Source organism: Microbacterium sp. 71-36 (assembly GCF_001898305.1).
In the GTDB taxonomy this organism is placed as follows: domain Bacteria; phylum Actinomycetota; class Actinomycetes; order Actinomycetales; family Microbacteriaceae; genus Microbacterium.
On sequence record NZ_MKTP01000001.1, the window covers coordinates 389,979 to 405,270 of the forward strand.

The 15,292-nt window shown below is 70.9% G+C and carries 16 protein-coding genes and 2 tRNA genes; 9 read left to right on the forward strand and 9 right to left on the reverse strand.

Going from position 1 to position 15,292, the window contains the following annotated elements; translation table 11 throughout:
• The first annotated feature begins 153 nt into the window (after nucleotides 1-153).
• Entirely contained in the window at nucleotides 154-411 is a 258-nt protein-coding gene (locus tag BGO45_RS01875; RefSeq protein WP_292690389.1) for a hypothetical protein, read from the forward strand.
• A gap of 56 nt (nucleotides 412-467) precedes the next feature.
• Here BGO45_RS01875 and BGO45_RS01880 read toward each other — a convergent pair whose 3' ends face one another.
• The gene (locus BGO45_RS01880) at nucleotides 468-1,886 is read right to left on the reverse strand and encodes a PLP-dependent aminotransferase family protein (RefSeq protein WP_292690392.1); all 1,419 of its coding nucleotides are present in this window, start codon (nucleotides 1,884-1,886) and stop codon (nucleotides 468-470) included.
• A gap of 61 nt (nucleotides 1,887-1,947) precedes the next feature.
• On the opposite strand from BGO45_RS01880, the gene BGO45_RS01885 reads away from it, so the two are divergent.
• The gene (locus BGO45_RS01885; protein ID WP_292690394.1) at nucleotides 1,948-2,556 is read left to right on the forward strand and encodes a hypothetical protein; all 609 of its coding nucleotides are present in this window, start codon (nucleotides 1,948-1,950) and stop codon (nucleotides 2,554-2,556) included.
• Between the two features lie 50 nt (nucleotides 2,557-2,606).
• Here BGO45_RS01885 and BGO45_RS01890 read toward each other — a convergent pair whose 3' ends face one another.
• On the reverse strand, nucleotides 2,607-2,816 hold the full coding sequence (locus BGO45_RS01890) for a methyltransferase (protein ID WP_076490306.1): 210 nt from the start codon (nucleotides 2,814-2,816) through the stop codon (nucleotides 2,607-2,609).
• 101 nt (nucleotides 2,817-2,917) lie between these two features.
• On the opposite strand from BGO45_RS01890, the gene BGO45_RS01895 reads away from it, so the two are divergent.
• From BGO45_RS01895 to BGO45_RS01920, 6 genes are all read left to right on the forward strand, one after another.
• Nucleotides 2,918-2,990, forward strand: a tRNA-Arg gene (locus tag BGO45_RS01895).
• A gap of 37 nt (nucleotides 2,991-3,027) precedes the next feature.
• Nucleotides 3,028-3,654: an oligoribonuclease gene (orn, locus tag BGO45_RS01900; protein ID WP_076490305.1), complete on the forward strand. Its 627-nt coding sequence runs from the start codon at nucleotides 3,028-3,030 to the stop codon at nucleotides 3,652-3,654.
• A gap of 36 nt (nucleotides 3,655-3,690) precedes the next feature.
• Nucleotides 3,691-3,766, forward strand: a tRNA-His gene (locus BGO45_RS01905).
• A gap of 124 nt (nucleotides 3,767-3,890) precedes the next feature.
• Entirely contained in the window at nucleotides 3,891-4,268 is a 378-nt protein-coding gene (locus tag BGO45_RS01910) for a metallopeptidase family protein (RefSeq protein WP_292690398.1), read from the forward strand.
• On the forward strand, nucleotides 4,268-4,561 hold the full coding sequence (clpS, locus tag BGO45_RS01915) for an ATP-dependent Clp protease adapter ClpS (protein WP_292690399.1): 294 nt from the start codon (nucleotides 4,268-4,270) through the stop codon (nucleotides 4,559-4,561). The genes BGO45_RS01910 and clpS overlap by 1 nt, the downstream gene beginning before the upstream one ends.
• Nucleotides 4,558-5,061: a DUF2017 family protein gene (locus BGO45_RS01920; protein WP_292690401.1), complete on the forward strand. Its 504-nt coding sequence runs from the start codon at nucleotides 4,558-4,560 to the stop codon at nucleotides 5,059-5,061. Before clpS ends, BGO45_RS01920 begins: the two co-directional genes overlap by 4 nt.
• A gap of 15 nt (nucleotides 5,062-5,076) precedes the next feature.
• Here the strand turns inward: BGO45_RS01920 and BGO45_RS01925 are convergent, their stop codons facing one another.
• The 6 genes from BGO45_RS01925 to gatC form a co-directional block, all read right to left on the reverse strand.
• Nucleotides 5,077-5,670, reverse strand: a complete 594-nt coding sequence (locus tag BGO45_RS01925) for a hypothetical protein (protein WP_292690403.1) — start codon at nucleotides 5,668-5,670, stop codon at nucleotides 5,077-5,079.
• Nucleotides 5,645-5,965 (reverse strand): hypothetical protein, encoded by a 321-nt coding sequence (locus BGO45_RS01930; protein WP_076490301.1) that lies wholly within the window; start codon nucleotides 5,963-5,965, stop codon nucleotides 5,645-5,647. The genes BGO45_RS01925 and BGO45_RS01930 overlap by 26 nt, the downstream gene beginning before the upstream one ends.
• A gap of 64 nt (nucleotides 5,966-6,029) precedes the next feature.
• Entirely contained in the window at nucleotides 6,030-7,286 is a 1,257-nt protein-coding gene (locus BGO45_RS01935) for a DNA polymerase IV (RefSeq protein ID WP_292690406.1), read from the reverse strand.
• A gap of 258 nt (nucleotides 7,287-7,544) precedes the next feature.
• A complete protein-coding gene (gene gatB / locus BGO45_RS01940) occupies nucleotides 7,545-9,062 on the reverse strand; it encodes an Asp-tRNA(Asn)/Glu-tRNA(Gln) amidotransferase subunit GatB (protein ID WP_292690407.1) in 1,518 nt (505 codons plus the stop codon).
• Nucleotides 9,062-10,582, reverse strand: coding sequence for an Asp-tRNA(Asn)/Glu-tRNA(Gln) amidotransferase subunit GatA (gene gatA / locus BGO45_RS01945; RefSeq protein WP_292690409.1), 1,521 nt, complete (start codon nucleotides 10,580-10,582; stop codon nucleotides 9,062-9,064). Before gatA ends, gatB begins: the two co-directional genes overlap by 1 nt.
• Nucleotides 10,579-10,878, reverse strand: coding sequence for an Asp-tRNA(Asn)/Glu-tRNA(Gln) amidotransferase subunit GatC (gene gatC / locus BGO45_RS01950; protein ID WP_076490297.1), 300 nt, complete (start codon nucleotides 10,876-10,878; stop codon nucleotides 10,579-10,581). Before gatC ends, gatA begins: the two co-directional genes overlap by 4 nt.
• Before the next feature lie 60 nt (nucleotides 10,879-10,938).
• Between gatC and BGO45_RS01955 the strand changes: the two genes are divergently transcribed.
• Entirely contained in the window at nucleotides 10,939-12,627 is a 1,689-nt protein-coding gene (locus BGO45_RS01955) for a long-chain-fatty-acid--CoA ligase (RefSeq protein WP_292690412.1), read from the forward strand.
• 231 nt (nucleotides 12,628-12,858) lie between these two features.
• Here BGO45_RS01955 and ligA read toward each other — a convergent pair whose 3' ends face one another.
• Nucleotides 12,859-15,264: an NAD-dependent DNA ligase LigA gene (ligA, locus tag BGO45_RS01960; protein ID WP_292690414.1), complete on the reverse strand. Its 2,406-nt coding sequence runs from the start codon at nucleotides 15,262-15,264 to the stop codon at nucleotides 12,859-12,861.
• Nucleotides 15,265-15,292: the final 28 nt, after the last annotated feature.

Consider the following 15,292-nt stretch of genomic DNA (forward strand, 5'->3'; position numbering starts at 1 on the left):
GTGCCCGACGGACGCCGGAGCCAAGGAAAGGATGACCGCGCGGAGGGGGCGTCCGAGAGGCTCGAAAGCCGTTCGGTGGACAAGTCCGGTGATCCGTCTGATGGGGAGGAGTACCGCACCGCCGATGTCGGAGGCCCGTCCTACCGTGGCGTCATGACCACCGCACTGTGGAACGACCTGGCCCCGGCCCCGCGCCCGGCCGGATGGGGAGCGGCGACTCACGTCGCCGCCGGTCTCTGGCGCATCGCAGACCCGCGTGGCGTCGTCGTGGGCCACGTACGTGCCATCGCCGCCGATGAGGGGTGGCGCTACGCGGCGGAGCGCTTTCACACGACGACGGGCCGCTTCCGTCGACTGGGCGAGTTCTGGTCGTCTGCCGACGCCCTCGAATGCCTGCGCTATGCGCGCTGAGGCGACGTCGCCGCGGCGCATCGACCCCGGCGGCGCAGCGCATGAGGCGCCGTGTGTCAGACCACGGTCGCGAGATCGTCGAGCGCCGCGCCCGCGGCCGTCCCGCGGACGTCGTCCCACGCCGTCCGCAAGATGCCGACGGCCCGCTCGAGGGTGTGCGGTGCGGCGGTGAAGGGGATGCGCAAGCGTCGGTCGTGTCCCCCTTCGACGGCGAATCGCGAGCCGGCCGACAGGAGGAGCCCGCGCGCCCGCGCACTCATCACGAGCGGCGTGCTGACCGGTTCTCCGAGACCGACCCAGAGCGACACACCGCCGTGCACGGTCGGGATCTCCCATTCGGGGAAGTGCTCCGTCAAGGCGCGGGTGAGCGCGTCGCGGCCGTCGCGCAGCAGGTCGGCGCGCTGCGCACTGATCTCATCGAGGCGGTGCAGCACCTTCGCCGCCACGGCCTGCTCGAACTCGGGGGTGCCCAGGTCGTGTACGGAGCGTCCACTCGCGAGGCGCCGGATGATGTCCGACTCCGCCCGGACCCATCCGACGCGCAAGCCGCCCCACACGGTCTTGCCGAGCGACCCGACCCGCAGGATCCGACCGAGATCGGGGAACGCGACGGGTGCGGTCGGTCGGTCGATGTCCAGCCCCGCGGTCGTCTCGTCGAGTACGAGGTAGGTCCCCGCGCGCTGCGCGCCGTCGACGAACGCCGCCACCTCCGCATCGCCCATGGTCCGACCGGTCGGGTTCTGGAACTCGGGCATGAGGTACGCCAGCGCGGGCAGGACCCGCGCGAAGGTCTGCGCCGCCCGGTCGAGATCCCACCCGTCGTCCGGGGAGACGGGAACGCCGACGAGGCGGGCGCCGGCGCCGCGGAAAGCGTCCGCGCCGTGCGGGTAGGTCGGCGTCTCGATCAGGACGCGGTCGGCACGCGACAGCAGCACCGAGGCGATGAGATGCAGCGCGCTCTGCGCCCCCGTCGTGACGAGGATCTGCTCGGGGTCGGTCGCAAGTCCACGATCGCGGTAGTGCTGCGCGATCTCCTCGCGCAGCCCCGGCTCCCCGACGACGTCGTAGCCGGTGCGGGCGACGAGTGCGGTGGCATCCTGAGCCACGTCGGTGATGACCGCCGGCAGACCGGGCCAGGCGGCGGGGCTGGCCTGCTGCAGGTCGATGACGCCGTCGCGCCGTTCGCCCGCGCCCGGGTCGTTGCGTCGCAGCGGCAGGGTGACGCTTCCACTCCCCCGCAGGCTCTCGATGTGACCGCTGTCGCGCAGGCTCCGATAGGTGGCGGCCACGGTGGTGCGGCTCAAGCCCAGGGCCGTGGCGAGCTCGCGCTCCGCCGGCAGCGTTGTGCGCGCGGCGATGCGGTTGTCGAGGCAGAGCAGGCGGATGCCGTCGGCCAGCGCTTCGTACGCGGGGCCGCGGCCGCGCCACCCACCGAGCGCTTCGGCGAGGGCACGCGCGGAGATGCGGGAGTCCATGAAGCCAGATTAGACGAATTGGATCGGTTGGAAAGGCCCAATCGCGTGATTGGATCTGTTCGTGACTTCCCGAATCCTTCGCCTGCTGATCGGCCTCGCCCTCTACGGTTTCGGCTGCGCCCTCACCATCGCCGCCGGCCTCGGCGTCGATCCGTGGACGGTGTTCGCCGAGGGACTCTCGCGTGCGACCGGGCTCGGAGTCGGTTGGATCACCAACATCGTCGGTCTCGGCGTGCTGCTCCTGTGGATTCCGCTCCGGCAGCGGCCCGGGATCGGAACGGTCGCCAACATCCTCCTGGTCGGGACCAGCATCCAGCTGTCCTTGACCTTCCTGCCGCATCCCGACGCGCTGATCTGGCAGGCACTGATGCTCGTGGCCGGGGTCGTCACCGTTGCCGCGGCATCCGGCCTGTACATCGGAGCGCATTTCGGCCCCGGGCCGCGCGACGGCCTGATGACGGGCATCCACGCGAGGTACGGCTGGCCGATCTGGGCCGCTCGGCTCGGCGTGGAGGGGACGGTTCTGGTCGCGGGGTGGCTGCTCGGCGGCACGGTCGGGATCGGGACGGTCGTGTTCGCGCTGGGGATCGGCCCCCTCGTCCACGTCGCCCTGCCCCTGTTGGCCGCTCCCGAGGCCCGGCCGCGTCCGCGCCGTCCCGCGCGGGTGTGAGTCGCGGCCGTGTCGCGGCGGCATCCTCGCCCCGCGACACGGCGACGAGCTCAGTGCTCGCGGAACTCGGGCCGCTCGCTCCCGGGCTTCAGGTGCGAATGGACCGCGTTCTTGGCGATCTCCATGGTCGGGTAGATCCCCAGTCGCTCGTCCCGGCCGGTCATGTGCACGGCGTAGCCCTCGGCATCCTTCTGGATGGTGCCGACCACACCGCCCGGACCGTAAGCGACCCACAGACGTCGTGTCGTCGTATCGGACATGGTGCTCCTTTCGTTCGGTCTGGCCGGAGCGTACGCCCGCGCGCCCACCCCCGCCAGGGGGTCGACCACGCCGAGGGCGGTCACCGATATCCTGGTGACGACCCCCAGTAGCTCAGTGGATAGAGCAGCGGCCTTCTAATCCGCCGGTCACACGTTCGAATCGTGTCTGGGGGACCGACTGCGCGTCTCACCCCCTCAGTAGGATGACGGGATGGTAAGCGCCTCTGAGAACGACCGGCTCGTCTGGATCGACTGCGAGATGACAGGACTCGACCTCGCGGTCGACGAGCTGGTGGAGATCGCGATCGTCGTGACCGATTTCGAGCTCAACGTCCTCGACCCCGGCTTCCAGGTCGTGATCAAGCCCGACGCTTCGGCGATGGAGAACATGGGCGAGTTCGTCACCGAGATGCACCGCTCCTCGGGTCTCCTGGACGAGATCCCGAACGGGGTGAGTCTCGCGGATGCCGAGTTCCAGGCGCTCGAGTACATCCAGCGCTTCGCGCCGCTCGAGGGGAAGGCACCCCTCGCGGGCAACACCATCGGCACGGACCGCATGTTCCTCGCGAAGTACATGCCCCGGGTCGACCGCTGGCTGCACTACCGCAACGTGGACGTGTCGAGCATCAAGGAGCTGTCGCGGCGCTGGTACCCGCGCGCCTACTTCAACGCGCCCGCCAAGAACGGCGGACACCGGGCGCTCGCCGACATCCTCGAGTCGATCCGTGAGCTGGCGTACTACCGCAAGGCGGTCTTCGTTCCGGAGCCGGGCCCCACGAGCGACGAGGCGAAGGGCGCCGCATCGTCGGTCGTTTCGTCGTTCGCGCGGGACGTATGACATAATCGTTCAGTTGTCCGCTGCGGCGGGCACATGGTGGCTATAGCTCAGTTGGTAGAGCACCGCGTTGTGGTCGCGGGGGTCGCGGGTTCAAGTCCCGTTAGCCACCCCAGTACACGAAGGCCCGCCTCCCCGGCGGGCCTTCGTCGTTCCGGCCCGCGTGTCGCGAGGGCTCATAGAATCGAACCGGTGAGCGGGTGGCATCCCCCTCAGGCGGCCGCAGACACGGGAGAAGCATGCACGACGAGGTGGAGGAGCACGCGCGGCTCGACCTCGACCGTGACGCGTTCGAGGCTCTCGTCGTCGACGAGCTGGACCGTCTCCCGGATGACATGGTCGAAGGGCTCGACAACGTCGTGTTCGTCGTCGAGGACCGCCCGGCGGACGGATCGCTCGACCTTCTCGGCCTCTACGACGGCTGGGCCCTGACCGAGCGCGAGCGCTACGGCGTGGGCGAGCTGCCCGACCGGATCATCGTCTATCGCGAGCCGCACCTCGCCGCGTGCGCCGACGAGGACGAACTCCGCGACGAGATCCACACGACGCTCGTCCACGAGATCGCCCACTTCTACGGAATCGATGACGCGCGCCTCCACGAACTCGGGTGGGCGTGATGGCCGGTACCGCCGCCCCCGACCTCGATGAGGTCACCGCGATCGACGTCGCTCCCCCGACGTCGTGGCAGACGGTCGTCTGGAACGACCCCGTCAACCTGATGAGCTACGTCGTCCACGTGTTCCGCACGTACTTCGGGTTCGACGCCGCCACCGCCCACCGATTGATGCTGGCGGTCCACCACGACGGACACGCCGTCGTCGCCCGCGGTCCTCGCGAGGTCATGGAAGCGCACGCGCACGCCATGCACGACTACGGCCTGTGGGCCACGGTCAGAGAGGAGCCGCGATGAACGACCGCATCGTCGTCCTCGAGGTCAGCGGCCTCGAGGCGCTCCACCTGGCGGGGATCGTCGGCCAGTTCCGCGACCTCATCGTCGACGCCGGACGCGAGGACGACCCTGCGGTGCTGCGGCTGCTCCCCGATGCGTATCCCGACGACGAATCCGCGAGCCGCGAGTTCCGTCGGCTCACCGGCGCCGACATGCTCGACCGGCGTGCGCAGGACGCCCGCACGGTCCTGGACACCCTGGGCATGGACGGCGGCGAGCTCGATCCCGCGAGCGACCCCGACACGACGATCACGGTGGCCCTCGGAGAGACCGAGGCGCGCGCCTGGATGAGGACCCTGTCCGCGGTCCGACTCGTGCTGGCCACACGCCTCGGCATCCAGGACGACGACGACCACCGCCCGGACGACGCGCGCTTCGGGATCTACGACTGGATCGGCTACCGACTGGACGGTCTGGTCGCGGCGCTCGACCGGAACCTCGAGGATCCTCCGCGCCGCTGACGGTTCACATGCGCGTCACGGGAGGAACACGACGACGGATGCCAGGGCCTGCGGCGCGTGGTCTGCCAGATGCGCGGCCTCCTGCGCGGCCCAGCGGTCCCAGTGCGGACGGTAGGTCTCGCCGTCGCGGTTCAGTGCCCGGTCCTTGCGCGGGCCGTCCGGGGCGTCGACCCACACCCGGACGTCGGCCAGTGCCGCCGCCGCCGGGGTGAGGATCCCCGCCCCTTCGACGACGAGGGGAAGCGAGGGATCGACGGCGTGCGCCTCCGCGCGCTCCCCCGTCTCCCAGTCCCATCGCTGCCACACACCGATCGTTCCCTTGGCGTGCGGGAGAAGGATCGACTCCCGGGCGTACTCGGCCCCCTCGGCCAGCCCGCCCCATCCCGGGTAGACGTCGTCCAGGGCGACGAGCTGCACACGACTTCGACCCGGCCAGGCGCTGACCAGCCGGCGTGCGAGCGAACTCTTGCCGGCGCCGCTGCGTCCGTCGATGAGCACGACCGGATTGGGCGCCCCGACCGCCGTCACCCGCGACGAAACCGCCCCGACCGCGGTGGTCAGAGCGTCGTCGAGGGGATCGGCGCTACTTCTTGAGGGCGCGGATGACACGGCTGAGCGCGCGACCGGCGACCCACACGAACGGGATGCCGACGGCGAGCAGAGACACGAGGTTCGGGTCGAACCGCAGATCGTCGCCGCGGCGGATGTACGCACCGAGCGGCAGGGTGTACCCGCCGCCACCGCCGCCGCCGTTGCCCTGCTCGTCCGACCCGCCGCCGAATCCGGCCCAGGTCAGTGCCACGGGGACGATGCGCACGCCGTCGACGTCCTGCTGCTCCCCGTAGGCGGACGTGACGCCGAAGCTGGTGGCCTGCTTGCCGAGTTCCAATGCGATGTTGGGCATGCACCCCACCGTACCCGCCGACCGTGGGCGCGCCCAGGGGCGTTGCGCACCGCGCGTCGCCGTGTCAGTGGTCGTACGACGGGCGCGGATTCGTGGGCAGCGCGCCGCCGCCGCGCGTGGGACCGAGCAGCGACCCTCGGGTGACCGCGCCGCGTCCGAACCGCGCGGTCGCGCCGTCGAGTGCTCCCTCCACGCGGCGCCACTCGGCGTCGTCGTCCCACAGCGTCGCGGCAGCGGACGTCGCGCGGAGCTTCTCGCCGCGCACCCCGACGAGCCGGACCGCCTGACGACGGTCGATCCCGTCGAACAGCTCGATCGCGGCATCCCCGATCCGCTGACCGACCGACGTGGGGTCGGGGAGCGTGCGCGAGCGACTCAGCGTCGTGAAGTCGCTGAAGCGGACTTTGATGGAGATCGTGGATGCCTCGAACTCCTGGCTCCGCAGACGGGCACCGACGCGGTCGGCGAGCCGTCGGAGCTCGACGTGCAGGGTCTGGGTGTCGGAGATGTCGGTGTGGAACGTCTCTTCGTGGCCGACGCTCTTCTCGGTGCGGGCGGTGTGCACCTCGCGGGCGTCGATGCCGCGCGCGAGATGCCAGATCCGCTCACCCATCGCCGGCCCGAGCACCCGTTCGAGCGCGGGCCGGGGCGTGTCGAGCACGTCGGAGATGAGACGGATGCCGCGCGACTCCAGCGCTTCGGCGGCTTTGGGTCCGACGCCCCAGAGCGCGCGGACCGAGCGCGGCCGCAGGAACGCGTCGGTGTCCGCCTCGGCGACGATCAGCAGACCGTCGGGTTTGGAGATCGTCGACGCCATCTTCGCGACGTGCTTGGTCGCGGCGACCCCCACGCTGCAGGTCAGCCCCGTCCGCTCCTCCACGCGCGCCCGCAGGTCGCGGGCGATCTTCCCGGGACTTCCCCAGAGCCGCCGTGCTCCGCGCACGTCGAGGAACGCCTCGTCGATCGACAGCGGCTCCACGAGCGGCGTGATCTCGTCGAAGATCGCCATGACCTGTCGCGACATCTCGGTGTATCGCGAGTACGGCGGATTCACGACGATCGCGTTCGGACACAGGCGCAGGGCGATCGCGACCGGCATCGCCGACTTCACGCCGTAACGCCGTGCCTCGTACGACGCGCTCGAGACCACACCGCGACCCTCGGACCCGCCGATGATGAGCGGCTTCCCGGCGAGCGACGGATCGTCGAGGACGGCCACCGACGCAAAGAACGCGTCCATGTCGACGTGCAGGATCCCCGCACCCGTGTCGTCGGCGTCGGGCGGCGAGACGATGCGCCCCGTGCCGTCTCCGCGTCCCATGGCATCCATTCTCCCCCGGGCCTCCGACATCGCGGCCGGACCGGCCCGCGGCGTCGTGCGCACCCTCAGCGATCCGCGCACCCTCCACGATCTGCGCACCCTCCGCGATCTGCGCAACCTCAGCCGGAACGCGCCGAGGCGGACTTACCCGAGGCGAATCACCGAAGTCGTGCCGCAGGGGGCCGCAGACATCCCCGAGACGACGGATGCCACGGCCCCCGGTCGCGAGGACCGGCGGGGCCGTGGCATCCACGGTGCTTACTGTGCGGCGGCGCGCTCCAGAACGAGCTCGCGCACGCGCGCGGCGTCGGCCTGGCCCTTCATCGCCTTCATCACGGCGCCGATGACGGCACCGGCGGCCTGGACCTTGCCGTCGCGGATCTTCGCCAGCACGTCGGGCTGCGCGGCCAGCGCCTCGTCGATCGCGGCGATGAGCGCGCCGTCGTCCGAGACGACCGCGAGACCGCGGGCGTCCACGACCTCCTGCGGCGTGCCCTCGCCCGCGATGACACCCTCGAGCACCTGGCGCGCGAGCTTGTCCGTCAGCGTGCCGGCGTCGACGAGCTGCTGCAGCGCCGCGACGTTCTCGGGGCTGACGAGCTCGGCCGGCTCGCGCTCCTCGGCGTTGGCGATGCGGCTGATCTCGCTGAGCCACCACTTGCGGGCGGCGGCGGGAGTCGCGCCGGCCGCGATCGTGGCCTCGACCTCGTCGAGCAGGCCCGCGTTCACGACGCCCTGGAAGTCGATGTCCGCGAAGCCCCAGTCGGCCTTGAGTCGGCGACGGCGGGCCGCGGGCGGCTCGGGCAGAGCAGCGCGCAGTTCCTCGATCAGCTCGGGCGCGGGGACCACCGGCAGCAGGTCGGGCTCGGGGAAGTAGCGGTAGTCGTCGGCATCCGACTTCGGGCGACCCGGCGACGTGCGCCCGGTGTCCTCGTGCCAGTGCCGCGTCTCCTGCGTGATCGTGCCGCCGGCGGCGAGGATCGCGGCCTGACGCTGGATCTCGTAGCGCACCGCGCGCTCGACCGACCGCATGGAGTTGACGTTCTTCGTCTCGGTGCGGGTGCCGAGCTTCTCCTGCCCGCGCGGGCGCAGCGAGACGTTCGCGTCGCAGCGGAGGTTTCCGCGTTCGAGCCTCGCCTCGGAGATGCCGAGCGCCCGCACGATGTCGCGGATCGTGGCGACGTACGCCTTCGCGAGCGCGGGGGCCGAGTGCTCCGCGCCGAAGATCGGCTTCGTGACGATCTCGACGAGCGGCACACCGGCTCGGTTGTAGTCGACGAGCGAGTATTCGGCGCCCTGGATGCGACCGGTCGACCCGCCCATGTGGGTGAGCTTGCCGGCATCCTCTTCCATGTGCGCGCGCTCGATCGGCACGGTGACGATCGTGCCGTCTTCGAGCTCGACCTCGACCGACCCCTCGAAGGCGATGGGCTCGTCGTACTGCGAGATCTGGTAGTTCTTGCCCAGGTCGGGGTAGAAGTAGTTCTTCCGCGCGAAGCGACTCGACGGAGCGATCGAGCAGCCGAGCGCGAGGCCCAGGCTGATCGACGAGCGGATCGCCTCGGCGTTCACGACCGGCAGTGCGCCCGGAAGGCCCATGTCGACGGGCGCGACGAGCGTGTTCGGCTCGGCGCCGTGATTCGCCTCGTTCGCGGGATTGGGCGCGGCGGAGAACATCTTCGTCGCGGTGTTCAACTCGACGTGGACCTCGAACCCGAGGACCGGCTCGAACAGCTCGAGGGCCTGGTCGAAGTCCATCAGCGCGTCTTTCGCCATCAGCGCGTCGCTCCGTTCGTGAGGGAGGGGGCTCGATCCAGGAGCGGACCGCCCCACTGGTCGACGAGCAGCGCCTCGAGCGCCGCACCGACGCGGTACAGGCGGGCGTCCTCGCGGGCGGGGGCGAGGAACTGGATGCCGACCGGCAGCCCATCCTCTTCGGCCAGGCCGCTCGGGATCGAGATCCCCGGGACGCCGGCGAGGTTCGCCGGGATGGTCGTGACGTCGTTGAGGTACATCTGCAGCGGATCGTCGAGCTTCTCGCCCAGGCGGAACGCCGTGGTCGGCGCCGACGGCGTCGCGATGACGTCGACGTCGGCGAACGCGGTGTCGAAGTCCTGCTGGATGAGCGTGCGGACCTTCTGCGCGCTGCCGTAGTAGGCGTCGTAGTACCCGGCCGACAGGGCGTAGGTGCCCAGGATGATGCGGCGCTTCACCTCGGGGCCGAACCCGGCGTCGCGCGTCGCGGCCATCACGTTCTCGACCGTCGGGGTGCCCTGCGGTGTGACGCGCAGGCCGAAGCGGACCGAGTCGAACTTGGCCAGGTTGCTGGATGCCTCGGCGGGGAGGATCAGGTAGTACGCAGCGACCCCGTACTCGAAGTGCGGGGCGCTGATCTCGACGATCTCCGCACCCTGGGCTTCCATCACGGCGAGCGATGCGCGGAACGAGTCCGACACGCCCTTCTGGAAGCCGCGGTCGTCGAGCTCGCGGATGACGCCGACTCGCAGGCCCTTCAGGACCTCGCCGGTCGCGCCCTCGCGGGCGGCGGCGGCGAACGAGGGCCACGCGTCGGAGAGCGAGGTCGAGTCGTGCGGGTCGTGCCCGCCGATGACGTCGTGCAGGAGACCGGCGTCGAGGACGGTGCGGGTCACGGGGCCGACCTGATCGAGGCTGGATGCCAGGGCGATCGCGCCGTAGCGGCTGACGCCGCCGTACGTCGGCTTCACCCCCACGGTGCCCGTCACGTGCGCGGGCTGGCGGATCGAGCCGCCGGTGTCGGAGCCGAGGGCGAGCGGCGCCTCGAACGCGGCGACGGCCGCGGCCGAACCTCCACCGGACCCGCCCGGGATCCGGTCGAGGTCCCAGGGGTTGCGGGTCGGACCGTAGGCGGAGAACTCGGTCGAGGACCCCATCGCGAACTCGTCCATGTTCGTCTTGCCGAGCGGCACGAGGCCCGCGGCGCGCGAACGCGCCACGACGGTCGCGTCGTAGGGCGACATGTACCCCTCGAGGATCTTCGATCCGCTCGTGGAGGGCATATCGGTCGTGACGAGCACGTCCTTGACGGCGAGGGGCACGCCGGCGAGTTCGCCGAGCGCTTCTCCGGCGGCACGGCGGCGGTCGATGTCGGCCGCGACCTCGAGGGCGTGGTCGCTGACGTGCAGGAAAGCGTGCACGTCGCCGTCGACGGCGGCGATGCGTTCGAGGTGCGCGCGCGTCGCGTCGACGCTGGACACCTCCTTCGCGGACAGCGCGGCGGCGAGGTCGGCGGCGCTCAGGCGCGTGAGGTCGCTCACTGCTCCTCCCCCAGGATCGCGGTCACGCGGAACCGGCCGTCGGCCTGGTCGGGCGCGTTCTGCAGCACCTGCTCACGGGTGAGCTGCTGCTGCACGACGTCGGGGCGGAACACGTTCTGCAGCGGGATCGGGTGGCTCGTCGCGACGACGTCGGGCGTTGCCACCTCGGACACCTTCGCGATGTTGTCGACGATGGCATCCAGCTGCCCGGTGAGGCTCTGGATCTCTTCGTCGCTCAACTCGATCCGAGCGAGCACACCGAGATGGCGCACGAGATCAGGGGTGATTTCAGACACCCGCCAAGTCTAGTTCGCGGGCACCGCGCGCCGAGACCGGCCCCGGCCTACGCTGGGACGGTGACGAGCTTCGACCCGCCTCGCCCCTGGACCGCCAGCTACGCCGCGGGGGTGCCCGAGGATCTCGACCCCCCGACGGGCTCACTCGTCGACATCCTCGACGCGTCCACGCGCGACTACCCCGACGCCCCCGCGCTGGAGTTCTTCGGGCGCACCACGTCGTACGCCGACCTGTCGGCCGAGGTCGCCCGTGCCGCCGCGGCCCTCGCCGCCCAGGGTGTGCGTGCCGGGGATCCCGTGGCGATCGTGCTGCCGAACTGCCCGCAGCACATCGTCGCGTTCTACGCGGTACTGCGGCTCGGGGCCGTGGTCGTGGAGCACAACCCGCTCTACACGGCCCGCGAGCTGCGTAAGCAGTTCGAGGACCACGGCGCGAAGCACGCCATCGTCTGGAGCAAGGTCGTGAAGACCGTGCAGGAGTTCCCGGCCGACCTGCGCGTGCGGACTCTCGTGTCCGTCGACGTGACCCAGGCGATGCCGCTGCGCACGCGGCTGGCGCTGCGCCTGCCCGTCGCGAAGGCGCGGGAGGCGCGGTCCGCGCTGACCGAGAAGACGACGGATGCCACGCCCTGGGCGCAGCTCCTCCGCCACGACCCGCTTCCGTCGGCGCACCCGCGCCCCGCCGCCGGCGATCTGGCGATCATCCAGTACACCAGCGGCACCACCGGCACGCCGAAGGGCGCGATGCTCACGCACGCGAACCTGCTCGCCAACGCGGCGCAGTCACGCGCGTGGGTGCCGTCGATCGTCCGTGGCGAGGGGTGCGTCGTGTACGCCGTGCTGCCGATGTTCCACGCCTACGGCCTCACGCTGTGTCTCACGTTCGCGATGTCGATGGGCGCGCGGCTCGTGCTGTTCCCCAAATTCGACCCCGATCTGGTCCTCGCGGTGACCAAGCGGCATCCCGCCACGTTCCTGCCGCTCGTCCCGCCCATCGCCGAGCGCCTTCTCGCCGCTGCCGAGGCGCAGGGCGTGTCCCTCGCCGGCACCGACATCGCGATCTCGGGCGCCATGGCCCTCCCCCACGAGCTCGTGGTCCCCTTCGAGAAGGCGACCGGCGGGTATCTCGTGGAGGGCTACGGCCTCAGCGAATGCTCCCCGGTGCTGATGGCTAATCCGGTGGCGGAGAACCGCGTGCCGGGCACCGTGGGGCTCCCGCTCCCCGGCACCGAATGCCGCGTCGTGGACCCCGACGACCCGCACACCGACGTCGAGCCCGGCGGCCGCGGGGAGCTCGTGGTCCGAGGACCGCAGGTGTTCTCGGGCTACTACGGCAAGCCCGAGGCGACCGAGGAGGTGTTCGTCGACGGCTGGTTCCGCACCGGCGACATCGTGACGATCGACGAGGGCGGGTTCGTCCGCATCGTGGACCGGATCAAGGAGCTCATCATCACGGGCGGCTTCAACGTCGCGCCGACCGAGGTCGAGAACGTCCTGCGACAGCACCCGTCGGTCGCCGACGTCGCCGTCGTGGGGCTCCCGAACGAGCACTCCGGCGAAGAGGTCGTCGCCGCGGTCGTCGTGGCGGACGGATGCCGGCTCGACGCGGAGGAGGTCACGGCGTTCGCGCGTGGCATCCTGACGCCGTACAAGGTGCCCCGCCGGATCGTGGTCGTCGACGAGCTGCCGAAGTCCCTGATCGGGAAGGTCCTGCGGCGTCAGGTGAAGGAACAGCTCCTCGCGGAGTGAGCTTCCAGCGGGGTGGTGGTGCGCGCTCAGCAATTACGTCACGTTCCTCGAGCAGATCACCGCCGACCCGAGCAAGGCCAGCGAACCCGGCACCCAGGTGACGGCCCTGCAGAACAGCTTCACCGCCGCCGCCACCGCCTGCCAGGGCTGATCGCCCGGAGAACGAGCGGGGGTGGGGCGATCAACGCCTCACCCCCGCTTCTCGTGGCGCGGCGGGCACGGCGGTTGCGGTCACGGGGCGTCGGCTGCGGGGGCGGGCTCGAGAGCGTCCGGCCCTTGCTCGACCAAGACGCGGAACTGCGCGGCATCCAGGATCCGGATGCCGAGCTCCTCCGCCTTCGCGAGCTTGGAGCCGGCGCCCGGACCGGCGGCGACGAAGTCGGTCTTCTTCGAGACGCTCGACGCCGCTTTGCCGCCCGCGGCGATGATCGCTTCCTGCGCGCCCTCGCGGGAGTATCCCTCGAGCGATCCCGTCGCGACCACGGTGAGGCCGGACAGGACACCGCCGGCCGCCGCCGCGGCCCCCGGGCCGGGATGACCGGGGATCGAGAAACGGACGCCCGCCGCCGCCCAGCGATCGACGATCTCCCGGTGCCAATCGACCTCGAACCAGTCGATGACCGCGTCGGCGATGATGCCGCCCACGCCCTCGACCGCGGCGAGTTCGTCGCGCGACGCCGCCCGGATGGCATCCAGCGATCCGAACCACTGCGCCAGAGCTCGAGCGGCGACCGGGCCCACGTGGCGGATGTTCAGTGAGACGAGCAGGCGCCAGAGGTCTTTCGACTTCGCCTTCTCGAGTTGGGCGATGAGCTTCAACGCCTGCTCGGACGGCAGGACCTCGCGGTGGTCCTTCCGGATACCTCGGCGCCGGCGTTCAGCGGGATCGAGGTCTTCGGAACCGGGCGGATACGTCGCCGGTCCCAGCTTCTGGAACGGGGCGCGGCGCACCTCGTCGCCCGTCTTCTCATCGACCTTGCGCTCCCCCGTCTCGGCGTCGCGCACGATGACCTCGATCGGGACGAGCTGTTCGACCGTGAGGTCGAAGAGCCCGGCCTCGGTGTCGAGCGGTGGCTCGGCGGGGATGTCGGGCTGCGTCAGCGCGGCCGCGGTGACCTCGCCGAGTGCTTCGATGTCGAGCGCGCCCCGCGAACCGATGTGCTCCACCCGCCCGCGCACCTGCGCGGGGCAGGACCGCGCGTTCGGGCAGCGGAGGTCGATGTCGCCCTCTTTCGCGGGGCGCAGCTCGGTCCCGCATTCTGGGCAGTCCTTCGGCATGACGAACGCGCGCTCGGTGCCGTCGCGCAGCTCGACCACGGGCCCGAGTACCTCGGGGATCACGTCACCCGCCTTGCGCAGCACCACGGTGTCGCCGATCAGCACGCCCTTGACCTTGACGACGTCCTGGTTGTGCAGGGTGGCCTGCCGCACCACGCTGCCCGCGACGCGGGCGGGCTCCATGACGGCGAACGGCGTCGCGCGTCCGGTGCGGCCGACCGACACGACGATGTCGAGGAGCTTCGTGTTCACCTGTTCGGGCGGGTACTTGTACGCGATCGCCCACCGCGGGGCGCGGCTGGTGGCACCGAGCTCGTCGTGCAGAGCCAGCTCGTCGATCTTCACGACGACCCCGTCGATCTCGTGCTCGACGTCGTGGCGATGCTCGCCGTAGTACGCGACGAAGTCGAGGACCCCGTCGACGCTCGGCTCGACCTTGCTGTACGGCGACGTCGGCAGCCCCCACGACGCCAACAGGTCGTAGATCTCGCTCTGCGCGGCGACCGGTGGGTCGGGCCACGCCCCGATGCCGTGGACGTACAGCGCGAGCGAGTCGATGCGTGCCAGGCCGGCCTCGAGCTCCAGCCCCGACTTCTTCTCGATCTGCTGGCGCAGTCCGCCGCTCGCGGCGTTGCGCGGGTTGGCGAACGCCGGGAAGCGTCGTGCCGCCGCCTGCTCGGCCTTCTCGAGGTCGAACGCCTTCGCGCCGCCGCGGCGGGCGGCGGCGCGCTCCCGCGCCTCGGCGACGGCGCGCTCCCGGTACTCGCCCTGCAGCCGGTTGAGGTTCTCGAACGCCGCGACCGGGATGAAGACCTCGCCCCGCACCTCGACCAGTGACGGGTGGCCGTCGCCCGAGAGCTGTCGCGGGATGCCGGCGACGCGCAACGCGTTGTCGGTCACGATCTCGCCCACGCGTCCGTCGCCGCGTGTCGCGGCCGAGGTGAGCACCCCGTCCTCGTAGCGCAGGCTGATCGCCAGACCGTCGATCTTGAGCTCGCTCAGCCAGTTGACCGGACGCCCGGCGGACGCCTGGGTCTTGACCGCCCACTCGCGCAGTTCCTCGGGCGAGAACACGTTGTCGAGGCTCAGCATCCGCTCGGCGTGCTCGATCGTGACGAGGTCGGTGGCCTCGGCGGCGCCCACCGACAGCGTCGGGCTGTCCTGCCCCTGCAACTCGGGGTACAGCCGCTCGATGGCCTCGAGCCGGTGCATCCAGCCGTCGTAGGTCGCGTCGTCGACGAGCTCGGCATCCCGCCCGTAGTACGCGTCACGCGCCCCGACGATCCGCTCGGTCAGATCGGCCGCTTCGGTGCGCGCTTCGTCGAGGGTGAGGTCGGGAAGCTGGTCGTGCTCGGTCACGGATCCAGCTTAGGCAGGGCCCCCGACA